This window comes from Streptomyces venezuelae (genome assembly GCF_008642375.1).
Lineage (GTDB): Bacteria > Actinomycetota > Actinomycetes > Streptomycetales > Streptomycetaceae > Streptomyces > Streptomyces venezuelae_G.
Genome location: NZ_CP029194.1, coordinates 1,211,114 through 1,226,860, shown reverse-complemented (window position 1 = coordinate 1,226,860; position 15,747 = coordinate 1,211,114). Strand labels below are relative to the sequence as shown.

The 15,747-nt window shown below is 73.3% G+C and carries 13 protein-coding genes; 10 read left to right on the top strand and 3 right to left on the bottom strand.

The window, feature by feature from the left end:
- The 6 genes from DEJ46_RS05320 to recQ all read left to right on the top strand — a co-directional run bounded on the left by DEJ46_RS05320 (position 1) and on the right by recQ (position 9,829).
- On the top strand, positions 1 to 798 hold the full coding sequence (locus DEJ46_RS05320) for a dihydrodipicolinate synthase family protein (RefSeq protein ID WP_150264408.1): 798 nt from the start codon (positions 1 to 3) through the stop codon (positions 796 to 798).
- A complete protein-coding gene (locus tag DEJ46_RS05315) occupies positions 795 to 1,685 on the top strand; it encodes an iron-containing redox enzyme family protein (RefSeq protein WP_150264407.1) in 891 nt (296 codons plus the stop codon). Before DEJ46_RS05320 ends, DEJ46_RS05315 begins: the two co-directional genes overlap by 4 nt.
- The gene (locus DEJ46_RS05305) at positions 1,682 to 2,986 is read left to right on the top strand and encodes a methyltransferase domain-containing protein (protein WP_223834519.1); all 1,305 of its coding nucleotides are present in this window, start codon (positions 1,682 to 1,684) and stop codon (positions 2,984 to 2,986) included. Before DEJ46_RS05315 ends, DEJ46_RS05305 begins: the two co-directional genes overlap by 4 nt.
- Positions 2,987 to 3,031: 45 nt before the next feature.
- Entirely contained in the window at positions 3,032 to 6,835 is a 3,804-nt protein-coding gene (locus tag DEJ46_RS05300) for a multicopper oxidase domain-containing protein (protein ID WP_150264406.1), read from the top strand.
- Positions 6,832 to 7,575 carry a DsbA family protein gene (locus DEJ46_RS05295; RefSeq protein ID WP_150264405.1) on the top strand — a complete coding sequence of 248 codons (744 nt, stop codon included), beginning with the start codon at positions 6,832 to 6,834 and terminating at the stop codon, positions 7,573 to 7,575. The genes DEJ46_RS05300 and DEJ46_RS05295 overlap by 4 nt, the downstream gene beginning before the upstream one ends.
- A 124-nt stretch (positions 7,576 to 7,699) precedes the next feature.
- Complete coding sequence (gene recQ / locus DEJ46_RS05290; RefSeq protein WP_150264404.1) at positions 7,700 to 9,829, top strand: DNA helicase RecQ; 2,130 nt, start codon at positions 7,700 to 7,702, stop codon at positions 9,827 to 9,829.
- A gap of 40 nt (positions 9,830 to 9,869) precedes the next feature.
- Here the strand turns inward: recQ and DEJ46_RS05285 are convergent, their stop codons facing one another.
- Positions 9,870 to 10,535 carry a class I SAM-dependent methyltransferase gene (locus tag DEJ46_RS05285; protein WP_223834518.1) on the bottom strand — a complete coding sequence of 222 codons (666 nt, stop codon included), beginning with the start codon at positions 10,533 to 10,535 and terminating at the stop codon, positions 9,870 to 9,872.
- A 128-nt stretch (positions 10,536 to 10,663) separates the two neighbouring features.
- Here DEJ46_RS05285 and DEJ46_RS05280 point away from each other — a divergent pair, with 128 nt between their 5' ends.
- From DEJ46_RS05280 to DEJ46_RS05265, 4 genes are read left to right on the top strand one after another with little or no spacing between them, the layout of a single operon-like run.
- Positions 10,664 to 11,596: a hypothetical protein gene (locus DEJ46_RS05280; RefSeq protein WP_150264403.1), complete on the top strand. Its 933-nt coding sequence runs from the start codon at positions 10,664 to 10,666 to the stop codon at positions 11,594 to 11,596.
- Between the two features lie 7 nt (positions 11,597 to 11,603).
- Positions 11,604 to 12,122: an HD domain-containing protein gene (locus tag DEJ46_RS05275; RefSeq protein ID WP_150264402.1), complete on the top strand. Its 519-nt coding sequence runs from the start codon at positions 11,604 to 11,606 to the stop codon at positions 12,120 to 12,122.
- A 45-nt stretch (positions 12,123 to 12,167) separates the two neighbouring features.
- Positions 12,168 to 12,875 carry an RNA polymerase sigma factor gene (locus DEJ46_RS05270; RefSeq protein ID WP_150264401.1) on the top strand — a complete coding sequence of 236 codons (708 nt, stop codon included), beginning with the start codon at positions 12,168 to 12,170 and terminating at the stop codon, positions 12,873 to 12,875.
- The gene (locus DEJ46_RS05265) at positions 12,872 to 13,960 is read left to right on the top strand and encodes a CU044_5270 family protein (RefSeq protein WP_150264400.1); all 1,089 of its coding nucleotides are present in this window, start codon (positions 12,872 to 12,874) and stop codon (positions 13,958 to 13,960) included. Before DEJ46_RS05270 ends, DEJ46_RS05265 begins: the two co-directional genes overlap by 4 nt.
- On the opposite strand, the gene DEJ46_RS05260 is transcribed toward DEJ46_RS05265, so the two are convergent.
- Both DEJ46_RS05260 and DEJ46_RS05255 read right to left on the bottom strand, forming a co-directional pair.
- The gene (locus DEJ46_RS05260; protein WP_150264399.1) at positions 13,950 to 14,852 is read right to left on the bottom strand and encodes a glycerophosphodiester phosphodiesterase; all 903 of its coding nucleotides are present in this window, start codon (positions 14,850 to 14,852) and stop codon (positions 13,950 to 13,952) included. The two genes, DEJ46_RS05265 and DEJ46_RS05260, sit on opposite strands and share 11 nt — an antisense overlap.
- A 139-nt stretch (positions 14,853 to 14,991) precedes the next feature.
- Complete coding sequence (locus DEJ46_RS05255; RefSeq protein WP_150264398.1) at positions 14,992 to 15,726, bottom strand: TioE family transcriptional regulator; 735 nt, start codon at positions 15,724 to 15,726, stop codon at positions 14,992 to 14,994.
- Positions 15,727 to 15,747: the final 21 nt, after the last annotated feature.

Genomic DNA, 15,747 nt, shown 5'->3' with positions numbered 1-15,747 from the left:
TTGAACCAGGGAGTGATCGCGGCCCTGGTGACCCCCTTCTCGGAGACCGGCGAGGTCTCGGAGAGCGGAGTCGCCCGGCTGCTCGACACCCTCCGCCCCCACGTCGACGCCCTGCTGCCCAACCTCAGCACCGGCGAAGGACGTTGGCTCACGGACGGCCAGTGGGAGGCCATGCTCCGGGCCACCGTGAAGCACGCCGGCGAACTGCCCGTCCTCGCGGGCGTCCTGCGGCCCACCACGGAACAGGTCCTCGAACGGGCCCGGGTCGCGGCCGACCTCGGCGCCCACGGACTGGTCGCGACCAGCCCGTACGGCGCCGGAGTCACCCAGGGCGAGATCTACCGCCACTTCGCGGACCTCGCCGAGCAGAGCGGCCTGCCCGTGGTCGTCTACCACGGCACCGAAGTCTCCGGAAACGCCGCCGACTTCGACACGCTGCTCAGGATCTGCGAGCTGCCCTCGGTGGTGGGTGTCAAGGACTCCTCGGGCAGTGCCGACTTCACCCGGCGGCTCGTCGAGGCCCGCCCCGGCGCACGCGTCCTCGCCGGCCTCGAACACCTGCTGCTCGAATCCGGCCCGGTCGACGGGTACGTGGTCGCGCTCGCCAACGTCGAACCGGCGCTGTGCGCCGACCTGTTCGCCGGCCGTCTGACGGACCCGGAGGGCGCCCTCACCGAGGCCTGTGAGCGCTACGGCCTGGAGAAGGACGACTGGTACCGCTGGGTCAAGACCGAGCTGTTCCGCCGCGGAGTGCTGGAGACCGACAGGACAGTCGACACCGGGGAGGTTCCGTCGTGACCGCCGCGACGAGCACCGCGGTCCCCGCCGCCCGGACCGCGGGCACGCAGCCGGAGGCGGAGTCGGTGCACCGGGAGCTGTTCCGCCACAACCGCGGCCTCCTGGACTCCCGGCTGCTCGCCCGGGTCGAGGAGATCGAGCGGGGCTGGATCGTCCCGCTCGTGGACTCCCTCGACTCCACCGGCGAACCGGTCCCCGACCGGGCCGCCTGGCAGCGGCTCCTCGACGGCCTGCTGGCGGACGAGCGGGCCGGCAGCCCGTCCGGCGCCTATCTCGCCGACCATGCCAGCCGGGAGGAATTCACCTTCGTCGTGAGGGAGTTCGCGCTCGACGGGCTCACCGAGGCGCAGAACTTCTTCCCGGCCGTCCCCCGGCTCCCCATCAAGGCCCAGATGGCCGTGATGCGGGTCCTGATCGACGAGTTCGGCTGCGGCAACCTCCAGCAGGCGCACTCCCAGCTCTACCGGCTGCTCCTCGCCGAGCTGGGCCTGCCGCAGGAGCCCGAGGGCTTCCTCGACACCACCGGAGACGAGACCTTCCAGTTCCTGAACGTCTTCTACTGGCTCACCCAACGCGCCCCGCACGTCGAGTACTTCCTCGGCGCCCTCGCCTACCTGGAGGCGTCCATCCCGGACGCCTTCACCCACCAGGCGCGGGCCTGCGAGCGGCTCGGCATCCGGCAGGGCCGCTACTACACCGAGCACCTGCACATCGACACCTTCCACATGCAGGAGATGCAGCTGGCCATCAAGGAGTACGAGACGGCGCACGGCCTCGACCCGGCCCGGCTGTGGACCGGGGCCCGGCTCCTCTCCGCACTGATCGGCGACGCGTTCGACGCCGCCGTGGCGCGGGCCAGGGAACTCGCCGGCCGGGCGGCGGCATGACGGGCCGCGACCCCGCCGCCGAGCCGCCGTCCCTCACGGAGCTCCCCGGCGACCGGCTGCGCGTCCGCGCCGCCGGCCAGGAGTTCGTGATCGACGCCTCCTGCCCGCACCGCAAGGGGCGCCTCGTCCACGGCTACGTGAACCCCGGCACCCTGCGCATCAGCTGTCCGCTCCACCACAGCAGCTTCGATCTGGCGACCGGCTGCGCCGTCCGCGGCCCCGGCGACGACCCGCTGACCGTGTACCGGGCGGGCGTCTGGCCCGGCTACTACGGCTCCGAGCAGGTCTGGCTCCCCGCTTCCGAGCAACTGCTGGAATGGGGAGAGGAGTTCCACGAGCTGATGCTCGGCGACGAGCTCCGGATGACGGCCTTCAGGACCGCCATCGCCGAGGCTGTACGGCCCGGGGACGTCGTCCTCGACCTCGGCACCGGCACCGGCATCCTGGCCCGCTGGGCCCTGGAGGCCGGCGCGGCCCGGGTGTACGGGATCGACCTCAACGAGAAGGTGCTCGCCACGGCGGCCGAGCGCCTCGACGAAGCGGGCTTCGCCGACTGCTTCGTCCCGCTGTCCGGCCTCTCCTTCGACCTGGAGCTGCCCGAGCGCGTCGACATCGTGATCTCCGAGATCATGGGGAACCTCGCCGACAACGAGAACTTCTCCGCGATCCTCGACGACGCCCGCGAGCGCTTCCTGCGGCCCGGCGGCACGATGCTCCCCGGCCTGGTGGACAGCTTCCTGGTGCCGGTGACCGCCGAGACCGCCCACGCGCAGCTCAGCGGCGCGGGGCCCCGGGACGCCGGAGGCCCGGAGGCGTTCGCGGCGCTGCTCGCCGCCCGTGGCGCGAAGGACCCCTTCTCGCTGTACTACGACACCGTCCTCCCGATCGCGGGCCACCTCGCCTCGCCCCGGCTGATCCGGCGCTACGACCCGGCGCCGGCCGCGGCGGCCGGGACGGAGACCTCGTACCGCGTACCGCTGGCGTTCACGGCGCAGAGGGACGGCGTGTTCACCGGCTTCAAGGGCTACTTCGTCGCCCAGCTCTCGGAGTCCGTCGCCCTCGACATCTCCGGGGACGACATCGAGGGACGCACCACGTCCGACAGCTGGAAGCACTGCTACCTGCCGATAGAGCGGCCCGTACGGGTGCGGCGCGGCGACCGCATCGCGCTGACCTTCAGCCGCCGGGGCGGCCGCGACGGCAATCCCTTCGGCCAGACCTACAGCTGGGAGGGGCAGGTCCTCTCCGGCACCCGGGTGGTGGACCGGTTCGCCCACAGCACCGGTCCCGCCGCCGACTGATCCACCGCAACAGGAACCGATCGAGCACGGGGGAGTACAGCGATCATGAACAGCACCACAGTGTTACCGGCCGAGCGCCACGGCGACGGCAGGCCCGTCCGGACGTACGACGTCGTCGCGCTCCACGTACCCATCGCGTACAACGAGTTCGGCGACCACGACCGCAACGGCACCCTGTACGTCCTGGCCTCGGACGCGCCGGAACTGAGGGAGGTCGCGGCCACCTGGCCCCAGCCCTTCCCCAGCTATCTGGAGCACCCCGAGCTCGTACCGGGACCGAACCCGCTCGCCCGCCCGCTGGTCCTGCGGGTCCGGCGGGGCGAGCGGCTTCGGGTCCGGCTGACCAACGAGCTCGCGCGGCCCGTCGGCATCACCCTCCAGGGCGTCCGGTACGACGTCCGCACCATGGACGGACTCGCGGCGGGCGCCAACCCCGACAGCAGCGTCCCGCCGGGCGGCACCCGCGTCTACGAGTGGGTGTGCGAGCACGAGGGGGTGTTCCACTTCGGGGACATGTCCGACGCCCGGGGCGAGGGTTCGCAGAGCCACGGCATGGTCGGCGCGGTGGTCGTCGAGGAACCCGAGGCCACCTGGACCGACCCGGAGACCGGAGACCCGCTCGCGACGGGCCTGTACGCGGACATCCATCTGCCGGACCGCAGCTTCCGCGAGTTCGTGATCTTCATGATGGAGTACCCGAGCAACGACAACCCGGCGGTCCCGCCGCCGATGCCCGGCCACGGCCACGGCGGTGGACACGGCGCGGCCCACGGCGGCGCCCAGCCGGCCGCCGAGGCCGCGGCGGCCGGGATCCACCGGCCCACCGCCACCGCCTCCGCCACCGGCTCCCCGGCGGCCGGTCCCGGCACCTCGGACACCGTCGACGACCTGACACCGCCCAACATGGCGATGCTCCCGGTCAACCACCGCATCGAGCCCATGGAATGGCGGATGCACCGCTACCGGCAGCTCCTCGACGAGGGCCGCATCGACCCCGTACGGGACGCGGTCCTCGGCGAGGAGGTGCACCACAGCTCCTGGCTCTTCGGCGACCCCTCCACGCCCGTCCTGCGTGGCTACTCCGGCGACCCCACGGTCATCCGGCTCGTCCACGGCGGCATGCGCGACACCCATGTCTTCCACACCCACCTGCACCAGTGGCGGCTGCGGCCGGACGACGACAGCGCCCCGATCGTCGACTCCGTCAGCATCGGCCCGCAGGAGGCCATGACCCTCGAACTGATCGGCGGCCTCGGCTCCACGCAGGGCGCGGTCGGCGACTCCATCTGGCACTGCCACATGTACGTCCACTTCCACATGGGCATGTGGGGCATGTTCCGGATCTTCGACACCCTCCAGGACGGCACCGGCGGCTACCCCGACGGCCGGCCGATCCAGCGGCTCGTCCCGCTGCCGCACCGGGAGGCCCCGCCGGTCCCGACGCCCGAACGCCCCGGATTCCCGGGCTTCCTGGCCGAGGCGGCCACCTTCCCGCAGAAGAACCCCCGCCCGCCGCGGACCCCGCTCCAGCCGCCGGGCATGGGCCGCGAGCCCACCCCGCTGGAAGCGGCCGCCTTCGTGGACGACCCGCAGCCCGGCGAGGCCTTCATCAAGATCGCCCCGCCGGACGCGCCCGTACGCCGCTACGACCTGGTCGTCACCAACGGCACCCTGCACTACCACGGCGACCCGACCGACGAGCACGCCGCGACCTGGCACGACCACAACGCCCACTTCTACGTCCTCGCCGAGGAGATCGAGGAAGCGGGCGGCCTCGCGGAGTTCAAGCGCCGGCTGGCCAAGGGCGAGAGGAGCCTCGAACCCCTCGTCATCCGGGCCAACAAGGGGGAGGTGCTCGAACTCACCCTGACCAACTCCCTGCCGACCGGCCCCCAGAAGGAATCCGCCTTCGACCCGAAGCTCCCCTTCCAGCCCGAGTGCGGACTCCACACCCACCTCGTCAAGTACGACCCGCTCATCTCCGACGGCTCCGCCGTGGGCTGGAACTACCTGTCGGCGACCACCACCGCCGACCAGGGAGCCGAGGCGAACGGCCAGTACAACTCCTGGACTTACCGCTGGTACGTGGACGAGGACTTCGGCACCGTCCTCTTCCACGACCACCTCCTCGCCAACTACCGTCAGCGGCACGGCCTGTTCGGCGCTCTCATGACCGAACCGGAGGGCGCCGTCTGGGTGTCGCCGGAGGATCACACCAAGGAACTCCGGCGCGGCGCCCAGGCCGTCATCAAGACCGCCGACGGCAAGGCCCACCGCGAAATGGTCCTGGCCATCGGCGACTTCGTCCCCATGGTCAAGCACGGCCACCACGACCACGGCGGCCCCATCAACCCGCCGCCGTTCCCCGGAGCCCCCGACGACCAGGGCTCGATGGGCGTCAACTACCGCAGCGCACCGCTCTCCGAGCGGGGCGGCGACCCCGCCCACTGGTTCTCCAGCACCGTCCACGGCGACCCCGGGACCCCGCTGCTCCGCGGCTACCCCGGCGAGGACCTCCGGGTCCACGTCCTCCAGGGCTCCCACGACCTCCAGCACAGCTTCACGCTCTCGGGCGCCCGCTGGCGCGAGTGGCCCGACCGCGAGGACACCGCCTGGCGCAACCAGCAGACCCTCGGCATCTCCAACGTCGCCGAGCTCGCCCTCGCCCCCACCCTGGGGCCCGGCGACCACCTGTGGTCGTTCGGCGCGGGCAACGACCTGTGGCTCGGCTGCTGGGGACTGCTGCGGCTGTACGGCCGTCCGCAGGCCGACCTGCCGCCCCTGCCCGGAGGGACCCCGGACGCCCCGCCGAGGCCCCCGCGCCGCCGGGTCCGCCGGCACACCGTCCGCGCCCGCGCCGAGGTCGTCACGTACAGCCCGCTGCGCACCGACCCGTACGGTCTCGTCTTCACTGCCGACGGCGACGGCGGCCCCGAGGAAGGCCCGCTGGTCCTGCGCTGCCGGGCCGGTGAATGGGTGGAGGTCACCCTGATCAACGAGCTGGTCGGGCCGCCGCCCGCCAGCCCGCTGGACCCGCGGCTGATGAACGAGGCCGACAGCGGGGCCCGGACGATCTCCGGCCGCGTCTCCCTCCACCCCACCCTGCTCGACTTCGACGTCCGCACCGACGACGGCGCCCACGTCGGCCGCAACGCCGACACCACCGTCAAGCCGGGCGCCTCCCGCACGTACCGCTGGTTCGCGGCCGAGCCGGGCGTGGTGCTGCTGCGCTCCCACGCCGACGTGATCTCCCACCCGCGCCGCGGCCTGGCCGGCGTGCTCGTGGTGGAGGAGGCCGACGCCACCCCGTACGACCCCGACACCGGCCTGGAGCGGTGGACCGGCGAGCGGGCCGTGGTCCGCAGGCCGGACGCCGAGCCCGTACGGGAACTCGTCCTGGTCTCCCAGGACGGCCTGCGGCTCTACCACGACGGGGACCTGACCCAACCGGTCACCGACCTCTTCTCGGACAGCCCCGACGACGCCGGCCAGAAGGCCTACAACTACCGCAGCGCCGCCCTGCACCCGCTGGACCCGGTCCTTTCCGACCCGCAGCCGCCGACCCCGCTGCTCACCTGTCGCGCCGGCGACCAGGTGGCCGTCCACCTGGCCGTCGCCTCGCACCGGATGCGCAACCAGGGCTTCACCGTGCACGGCCAGGTATGGGACGCCTCGGAGACCGGCCTCGGCTGGTACGTGTCGACCCTCGGCGCCCTGGCCTCCGGAAGCACCCGGACGGTGCGCTTCCGCGCCCAGCACCCGGGCGACCACGTATACCGCACCGGGAACCTCCACTGGGGTGTCAGTGAGGGCTGGTGGGGACTGATCCGCGTCGAGGAGGCACCATGACCGACACGACCACCGACGGCACGGCCACGGAGCGGGGGACGGCAGCCGACCCCCGGCTGCCCGCCGCACCCGACACCATCGCCGTCTACACCGACCTCAACTGCTCCTTCGCTCACGTCGCCGTGCACCGCCTGCACGAGACCCGGCGCCGCCTCGGCCTCGAAGGGCGCGTCTGGTTCGACCTGCGGGCCTTCCCCCTGGAGCTGTTCAACCGGGAGGTCAACGCCCGCCCCGGGGTGGACTCGGAGATCTCCGTCCTCGGCGCCCTGGAGCCGGAGGCCGGCTGGCGGCTGTGGCAGGGCCCGGACTGGACCTACCCGGTGACCACCCTGCCGGCCCTGGAGGCGGTCCACGCCGCGAAGGACCAGAGCTGGCACGCCAGCGAACAGCTCGACCGGGCGCTGCGCCGCGCCTTCTGGGCCGAGGGCCGGTGCATCTCGCAGCGCCACGTGATCCTCGACGTGGCCGAGGAGACGGGCGCGGTCGACGTGGCGGCCCTCGCCGAGGCCTTCGACAGCGGCGCCGCCCGCCCGGCGGTCATGGCCCAGTACGCGTCGGCACGGGACGGCCGGGTCAACTGCAGCCCGCACCTCTTCCTGCACGACGGCACGGACAGCGCCAACCCGGGCATCCGGGCGCGCTGGGTCAACGGCGACTTCGGCACCGGCTTCCCCGTCATCGACGAGGACCGGCCGGAGATCTACGAGAAGCTGCTGACCCAGGCGGCGGACCTGCTCTAGCACCGGCCGGCGCCGGCGGTCCCGCGACCCGGGACCGCCGGCGCCCGCCTCTCCGCTCTCCGCCTTGTCCACAGGTTCCGGCGGACGGCGCCGAGGTGTCGGCGGGGGCCGCTAGGCTTCACGAATGGTCCTTTCCGACGAATCCGCCCAGCTCTCCGACGCCTCGGAGGTGCTCCACCGCGTCTTCGGGTACAGCTCCTTCCGCGGGGAGCAGCAGGAGATCATCGAGCAGGTCGTCGGCGGCGGCGACGCGCTCGTCCTGATGCCGACCGGCGGCGGCAAGTCGCTCTGCTACCAGATCCCCGCGCTCGTCAGGGACGGCACGGGCGTCGTGATCTCGCCGCTCATCGCGCTGATGCAGGACCAGGTGGACGCGCTCCGCGCCCTCGGCGTGCGAGCCGGATTCCTGAACTCGACGCAGGACCCGTACGAGCGGCAGTCCGTCGAGCAGGCCTTCCTCGCGGACGAGCTGGACCTCCTCTACCTGGCCCCCGAGCGGCTGCGCACCGAGGGCACGCAGCGGCTGCTCGACCGGGGCAAGGTGTCGCTCTTCGCGATCGACGAGGCGCACTGCGTCGCCCAGTGGGGCCACGACTTCCGGCCCGACTACCTGGCGCTCTCGATGCTCCACGAGCGCTGGCCCAAGGTGCCGCGGATCGCGCTCACCGCGACGGCCACCGAGGCCACCCACGCCGAGATCGCGGCCCGCCTGGGTCTGGAAGAGGCCAAGCACTTCGTCGCCGGCTTCGACCGGCCGAACATCCAGTACCGCATCGTCGGGAAGAACAACCCGCTCAAGCAGCTCCTGGAGCTGATCAGGACCGAGCACGACGGAGACGCCGGAGTCGTCTACTGCCTCTCGCGGTCCTCGGTGGAGAAGACCGCCGCGGCCCTCGTGGAGCAGGGCATCGACGCCGTGCCGTACCACGCGGGCATGGACGCCCGCGCGCGTGCCGCGAACCAGTCCCGGTTCCTCCGCGAGGACGGCGTCGTGGTGGTCGCGACGATCGCCTTCGGCATGGGCATCGACAAGCCCGACGTCCGCTTCGTGGCCCACCTCGACCTGCCGAAGTCGGTCGAGGGCTACTACCAGGAGACCGGCCGCGCAGGCCGTGACGGCGAACCGGCCACGGCCTGGCTGGCGTACGGCCTCCAGGACGTCGTCCAGCAGCGCAAGCTCATCGACGGCTCCGAGGGCGACGAGGCCCACCGCCGCTCCCTCGGCATGCACCTGGACGCGATGCTCGCGCTCTGCGAGACGGTCGACTGCCGCCGTGTCCGGCTCCTCGCCTATTTCGGGCAGTCGGGCGAGCCGTGCGGCAACTGCGACACCTGTCTGACCCCGGCCGAGTCCTGGGACGGCACGGTCGCCGCGCAGAAGCTGCTGTCCACGGTGTGGCGGCTGGCGAAGGAACGGCGCCAGAAGTTCGGCGCCGGCCAGATCATCGACATCCTCCAGGGCAAGAAGACGGCCAAGGTCATCCAGTTCGACCACGACGCCCTCTCGGTGTTCGGCGTCGGGTCGGACCTGGGGACCGCGGAGTGGCGCGGCGTCGTCCGGCAGCTCCTCGCCCAGGGCCTGCTCACGGTGGAGGGCGACTACGGCACGCTCGTCCTGACGGAGAACAGCGGCGAAGTGCTCGGTGGCCGGCGCGCCGTCCCGATGCGCAAGGAGAAGGCGCCCGCCGCCGCGTCCCGCAAGGAGTCCGGGGCGCGACCCGGTGCGCGCTCCGGGAAGGGTGCCCGCGTGCCGGTCGACCTGCCGGCCGCGGCCGTGCCGGTCTTCGAGGCCCTCAGGGCCTGGCGGGGGGCGACGGCCCGCGAGCAGGGCGTCCCGGCATACGTCGTCTTCCACGACGCGACCCTGCGCGAGATCGCGACGCTGTTCCCCACCACGGCCGAGGAGCTGGGCACGGTCGGCGGAGTCGGCGAGGCCAAGCTCACCAAGTACGCCGAGGGCGTCCTCGCCACCCTCGCGGAGTGCGGGGCCCCGGCCCCGGCTCCTGACCCGGCCCCGGCTCCTGACCCGGCCCCGGCTCCTGACCCGGCACCGGGCCAGGCCCCGGCGACCGGGACCGCCCCCGCGAGCTCCGCCGCGCCCGCACGAGCCGGCTCCGGCTTTGCCGGCCGGGCCCCCGCGCCCCGCGCGGCAGCGGCGGCCCCCCGGCAGTCGCCGTACGACGACGGACCGCCCTTCGACCTGGACGAGCCGCCCGCCGACATGGACGAGTTCGAGCCGCCCTGGGACGAGTGACGCCTTCCCCGGTTCCGGCGCCCGCGCGCCGGAACCGGGCTCACCCGCCGGGCAGTTCCTTCGCCCGGCGGGCGTAGCAGAAGACGTGCTCCTCCGGTCCCGCCTTCTCGTCGTCCGGCTGGAAGACGGAGACGGCGTGGTGCAGGACGTCGAGCCCGCACTCCTCGCGGACCTGGCGCACGTACTCCTCGGCGGAGAAGCTGGAGACCCTGACCCGGCGCCCCATCCACTCGATCTCCACGTCCTCGACGTCCGCCGGGACGGTGGCCGTCACCAGATAGCCGCCGGGCGCCAGCCAGCCGGCCATCCGCCGCAGCGCGGCGGACACCTCCGCCCGGCTCATGACGAGCAGCGGGAAGAACGCGCACACGGCGTCGAAGCTGCCCTCGGGCGCCTCGAAGTCGTTGACGCCACACTGCTCGAACCGGGCCCCCGGCACCTGGTCGCGGGCCAGCTCGACCATCGTCCGGGACACGTCGATCCCCGTCACGTCACAGCCGGACCTGACCAGCAGGTCGGCGACCGGCCGGCCGGTGCCACTGCCGACGTCCAGGACCCGCGCCCCCTCGCCCAGCCGGTCCGTGAGCCATCCGACCGCCTCCAGCTGTGCCGGCAGCCGCCCGAAGGCCCGCTCGTAGTCGATGCCCATGCCGTCGAACAGCTCCGCCGCCGACAAGGCCCGTCCCTCCGCCTCGTGTTCCCGCACGCCGCTTCCCTTCGCTCGCGCCCTCGGTCCCGCCGGACGGCCCGACACGAGGCCGTCCGGCGGACCCACTACCCTTCTGGGGCGATCCCTACCACCGGGACCGCCGGTGCCGACATCGGAGGCTGTGAATGACGGGGAACGGGCGAAGGGTCCTGCGAGGGATCGCCGCGACGGCGCTCGTCGGCGTCCTGGGCGCCGGAGCCGCCGCCTGCGGCGACGACTCGGCGGACTCGGCCGGCGGCTCGCCGACCGGACTCACCGCCGTGCTCGGGACCGTGCCCGAGGCGGACGCCGGCGCGGTCCTCACCTACACGGACGTGACGGCGACCCGACGGCTCGTGACGCAGGACAAGAAGCTGTACGGAGGCCTCTCCACGTACGGAATCCCCGAGGTGGCGCAGGCGGGATACGAGAACCGCCCCCTCAAGGACACCCACGGGTTCGACGAGAACGACGTGACCACCGCGCTCCAGATCGGCTCCGACCGGTGGCGGCTCACCGGCGGCTTCGACGTCGGCGCCGTCACCGGCGGCATGAAGAAGCTCGGCTTCACCGAGAGCGCGACCGACGGCGGAGCGCTCCTGAAGGACCCCGACGGCGGACAGGTCGCCGTCTCCGCGTCCGTGCGCTCCGTGTCCCTCTCGCCGGACACGCCCCCGCCCGCGCTCGCCGCGCCGAAGGAATCGGTCGCGGACGACCCCGCCTACCAGGCCGTCGCCCGCTGCATCGGCGACGCCACGTACTTCGCGACCTTCTTCGGCAAGAGCAGCGAGCGCCGGACGCCGGACGTCACGCTGTACGCCATCGGCGCCACCGAGGCGGACGGCACCTCGCGCGAGCGGCTCTGCGCGCTGACCGTCTCCGCCGACGGGGCCCGGCGCACGGCCGACAAGCTGCGGGCGGCCACCGCCTCCGGCGAGCGCTTCGCGGGAGCCACCGTCGACGCGGGCAGCGGCGACACCCCCATGGTCACGATGGAGTGGGCCAACGGTCCCCGGACGCTCCCCGGCGACCAGAACCGCACGATGCAGCTGCCGAAGCTGCTCATGAGCGGGCGGTGAGACGGGGATGACGACACTCGCGGAGGTCGACGCACTCGCTGCCCGCGCGCACGCCGGCCAGGTCGACCTGATCGGCGTCCCGTACGTCGAGCACGTCCGGGCCGTCGCCGCCGGACTCGAACCCTTCGGCGAGGAGCTGGTGATGGCCGGCCTCCTGCACGACGTCATCGAGGACACCGCGTGGACGGCCGAGCGGCTCAGGGCCGCCGGCATCCCGGACCGGGTCGTCGCCGTCGTCGAAGCCGTCACCAACCGGCCGGACCTGTCCTACGAGGCGAAGCTCCACCTCATCGCGCGGGACCCCGACGCCACCCTCGTCAAGATCGCCGACAACGCGCACAACAGCCGCCAGGACCGCGCCGCCGAGCTGCCGCCCGCCAGGCGCGAGCGGCTCGCCGCCAAGTACCGGGGCGCGCGGGACATCCTGTGGGCGGGCGTCGACGCCGAGCGCATCGCGACGATCCTGACCGTGGTCAACCCCGACCTCCTGACCGAACTGCGCGCCCGGACCGCCGACGGGATGTGACCCGGATCACGGGAACCCGCCCCGTGAGCCGGACAGACGACAGTCGTGAACACCGACACACGCGCACGGATCCGGGCCGGGGACCCCTCGGCCTTCGCCGAACTCTTCGACTCCCACGCCCGGAGCGTCTACAACCATGCCTTCCGGCTGACCGGCGACTGGTCGGTCGCCGAGGACGTCATGGCGGCGACCTACCTGGAGGCCTGGCGGCTGCGGCAGAAGGTCGACCCCGAAGGGGGCTCGCTCCGGCCCTGGCTCCTGGGCGTCGCCACCAATGTCGCCCGCAACCACTGCCGGGGCAACCGGCGCTACCGGCGGGCCGCCTCCGCGTACGCCGCGGCCGGCGCCGCCGAGGCGGCCATGCCCGACCACGCCTCCGAGGTCGCGGGCCGGCTCGACGACCGGCGCCGCATCGCGGCCACGCTGCGGGCGCTGGGCACGCTGCGCCGTACCGAACGCGAAGTCCTCGTGCTCTGCCTCTGGGAAGGCCTCGCCTACACCGAGGTCGCCGCCGCCCTCGGCGTCCCGGTCGGCACCGTCCGCTCCCGCCTCTCGCGCGCCCGCGCCAAGCTCCGTACCGGAGCGGAGGAGGAACTCGCCCGTGACATGGGGCAATCCGCCCGCGACACCCGGCAACCCGCCCGCGACATCAGGAAATCCGTCCCGGAAATCCGGGAACCCGCCCCTCGCACCCGACAGACAACAGGTGATCGCGTGAACGCGGTCCGGCCCGCACAGGAGGGAATCCGATGAACCCCGACCCGAACGACGCCCGCACGGCACCCCGGCACGAGGCCGGTGACCTTCCGGCGATCGAGGAGCGCGAACTTCCTCCGGGCCGTCACCAGTTCCACAAGGAGCGCCTGATGAGCCAGATCCACGACGACCGCCGCACCATCGCCGAGGAGCGCGCCGCGCACACCGCGCGCGCCCGCAACCCCTTCCTGCGGAAGGCGATCCTCCTGCCCGCCGTGACCGCCCTCGCGGGCGCGCTCGCGGCCGGCGCCCTCGTCCTCCTCCCGGGCGACCTCACCGGAACCGGGGAGGACCGTGCCACCGGCCCCGCGCTCACCACGCGGATCGGCGCCGTCGACCCGAAGGGAGCCCCTGAGCTCCTCGACCGCATCTCCCTGGCCGCCGCCGACGCGGACGCCCCGAAGCCCGCCGCGGCGGGGCAGTACGTCTACATCGAGTCCCGCTCCGCCGGCACGCACGTGCGGACCGACAGCGGCGTGAGCAGCCTCGTCAGCGTGCCCCTGCACACCCGGCAGGTCTGGAGGTCCCCCGACGGCAGCGACGGCTGGCTGATCGAACCGGGCAACACCGAGCCCGAGGGCATCACCCTCGCGGGCCCCGACGAGCAGGGCAACGACCCGAAGCCGCACCTGGGCGCGCCCTCGCACGACTACCTCGCCACGCTCCCCACCGACCCCGACGCCCTGCTGCGGAAGATCTACAAGGAGACCGAGGGACAGGGCAACGGCCCGGACCAGCAGGCCTTCACCACCATCGGCGACCTCCTCGTCGAGAGCTGGCCGTCGCCGCAGCTCACCGCCGCGCTCTACCGGGCCGCCGCGAAGATCCCGGGGGTGGTCACGGTGGACAGCGCCACCGACGCCGTCGGCCGCCAGGGCGTCGCGGTCGCGCGGCTCGACGAGGCCGGCGGCCAGCGCACCGAGTGGATCTTCGACCGCAAGACCCTCACCTTCCTGGGGGAGCGGTCGGTCCAGGTCAAGGGCGAAAGCGGTGAGGACGGACTGATCAAGCCCGGGACCGTCGTCTCCACCCGCGCGATCCTCGTCAGGGCCTTCGTCGACGACATGAAGGTCACCCCGTAGCAGCCGCGGGGGTCCTTCCCGCGAGCCAGCCGGTCAGCTCGGCCGGCCGGTTGGTGATGATCCCGTCCACACCGAGGGCGTCCAGTGCCTTCCAGCGGGCGGGACTGTCCACCGTCCAGACGTTCACGGCCACGCCCGCGGCGTGCAGGTCACGGACCAGCCCGGGCCGGGTGGCGAGCGCGGTGTCCGAGACGTTGTACGCCGTGAGGCCCAGGTCCTCGGCGAGCCCGACCGGGTCCGCGTCGAGCGTGGAGCGCAGCAGCCCGATCGGCAGCTCGGGCGCGAGGTCGCGGGTGTACTTGAGGGTCGGGATGTCGAAGCTCTGCACGAAGACCCGGCCGCTCATGGACTGCTCCCGGACGTCCCGGACGATCCGGGCCACCTCGGCGTGGCTGTGGCGGCCCTTGATCTCCAGGAGGAGGTTCCCGCCGCGCTCGCGCAGGTCCGCCAACTGCGCGGCCAGCGTCGGGACCCGGGCCCCGGCGTAGGCGGGGGCGAACCACGACCCGGCGTCCAGCTCGTCGAGCCGGGCGGAGGTGAGGGAGCGGATCGGGCCCGTACCGTCGGTCGTCCGGTCGACGGTCGCGTCGTGCAGGATGTACGGCACGCCGTCGCTGCTGGGCTGGACGTCGTTCTCGATCCACCTCGCCCCGCCCCGCCGGGCGACCTCGTCGGAGACCAGGGTGTTCTCGGGGGCGGCGGAGGAGGCGCCCCGATGGGCGATGACCGTCGGCGCGGCCCGGGCCGCCGTCTGTCCCTCGACCCGGGCCGCCGGATCGGCGAGGAGCGTGGAGGGAGCGGCCAGTACCAGCACGGTGGCGAGCGCCGCCGAGCCGTAGGTGACGCGTCCCGGGCGCCGGGACCGGAGCGCGTTCGATCGTCCGTCGTTCATGAACGCACAGCATAGATACGGAGGGTGACGCCCCAGGGACCACACACCGGCCCGCACGTGACGATTCGTCGACACCCGTCCGGCCCCGGCGGCAGGGCCGGGCACAAGGGTGGGGGCCGGGAGCTCACGGGCCGGGACCTCACCCCAGCTGTCGCAGATACGCCTCCAGCTCCGCCGCCCCGGTCAGCATCGCCCGCCCGCGGGCGGACAGCCGGCCCTGCCAGTCGCCCAGCGCCGCCTCCAGCGGCTCCGGACCGCCGGCCGCCCGCACCTGGGCGATCAGCGGGGCGATCCGCTCCAGCGGATAGCCGCCCCGCCTGAGCTGGTGCGCCAGTCGCGCGTCCCGCACGTCGGCCGCGTCGTAGACGCGGTAGCCGGTCAGCGGGTCGCGGCGTGGGCTCACCACACCGGCCCGCTCCCACGCGCGCAGCGTCGCGGGCCGGATGCCGAGCCTCCTCGCCAGCGACCCGATGAACGCACCCCCGGGACCGGAGGCCGTGACGGGCTCCGGGTCGTGGACGGCGGGCGCGAGGTCGCGGAGCGCGCTCTCCACGTCCTGGAGCGTCCGCCGGTCGTCGAGCAGCTGCAGGTGGCTCTCGTCGATGAGGCGCAACCCCTCGTCGACCGTGCCCTCGTTCACGGCCCGCATGACCGCCGCCGCCGTCCCGTGGCCGTGGCCGGGCACCAGGGCCAGGAACGCGCGCAGGGCCCCCGCGTGCAGCGGGGTGTACGTGCGGTAGCCGTGGGCCGTGCGGTCGGCGGCCGGGAGGATGCCGGCCTCCTCGTAGTTCCGGACGGCCTGCGTGGACAGACCGTGCCCGCGCGCCAGATCGACCGGCCTCAGCCGATCCCGGCTTTGAAGGTTTCTCCCCATGAGGCCGACGATATCGGGGAA

Coding starts and splice junctions, on each gene's coding strand:
- DEJ46_RS05305 (WP_223834519.1), top strand. CDS start 1,682: ATGACGGGCCGCGACCCCGCCGCCGAGCCGCCGTCCCTCACGGAGCTC.
- DEJ46_RS05300 (WP_150264406.1), top strand. CDS start 3,032: ATGAACAGCACCACAGTGTTACCGGCCGAGCGCCACGGCGACGGCAGG.
- DEJ46_RS05295 (WP_150264405.1), top strand. CDS start 6,832: ATGACCGACACGACCACCGACGGCACGGCCACGGAGCGGGGGACGGCA.
- recQ (WP_150264404.1), top strand. CDS start 7,700: ATGGTCCTTTCCGACGAATCCGCCCAGCTCTCCGACGCCTCGGAGGTG.
- DEJ46_RS05280 (WP_150264403.1), top strand. CDS start 10,664: ATGACGGGGAACGGGCGAAGGGTCCTGCGAGGGATCGCCGCGACGGCG.
- DEJ46_RS05275 (WP_150264402.1), top strand. CDS start 11,604: ATGACGACACTCGCGGAGGTCGACGCACTCGCTGCCCGCGCGCACGCC.
- DEJ46_RS05265 (WP_150264400.1), top strand. CDS start 12,872: ATGAACCCCGACCCGAACGACGCCCGCACGGCACCCCGGCACGAGGCC.
- DEJ46_RS05260 (WP_150264399.1), bottom strand. CDS start 14,852: ATGAACGACGGACGATCGAACGCGCTCCGGTCCCGGCGCCCGGGACGC.
- DEJ46_RS05255 (WP_150264398.1), bottom strand. CDS start 15,726: ATGGGGAGAAACCTTCAAAGCCGGGATCGGCTGAGGCCGGTCGATCTG.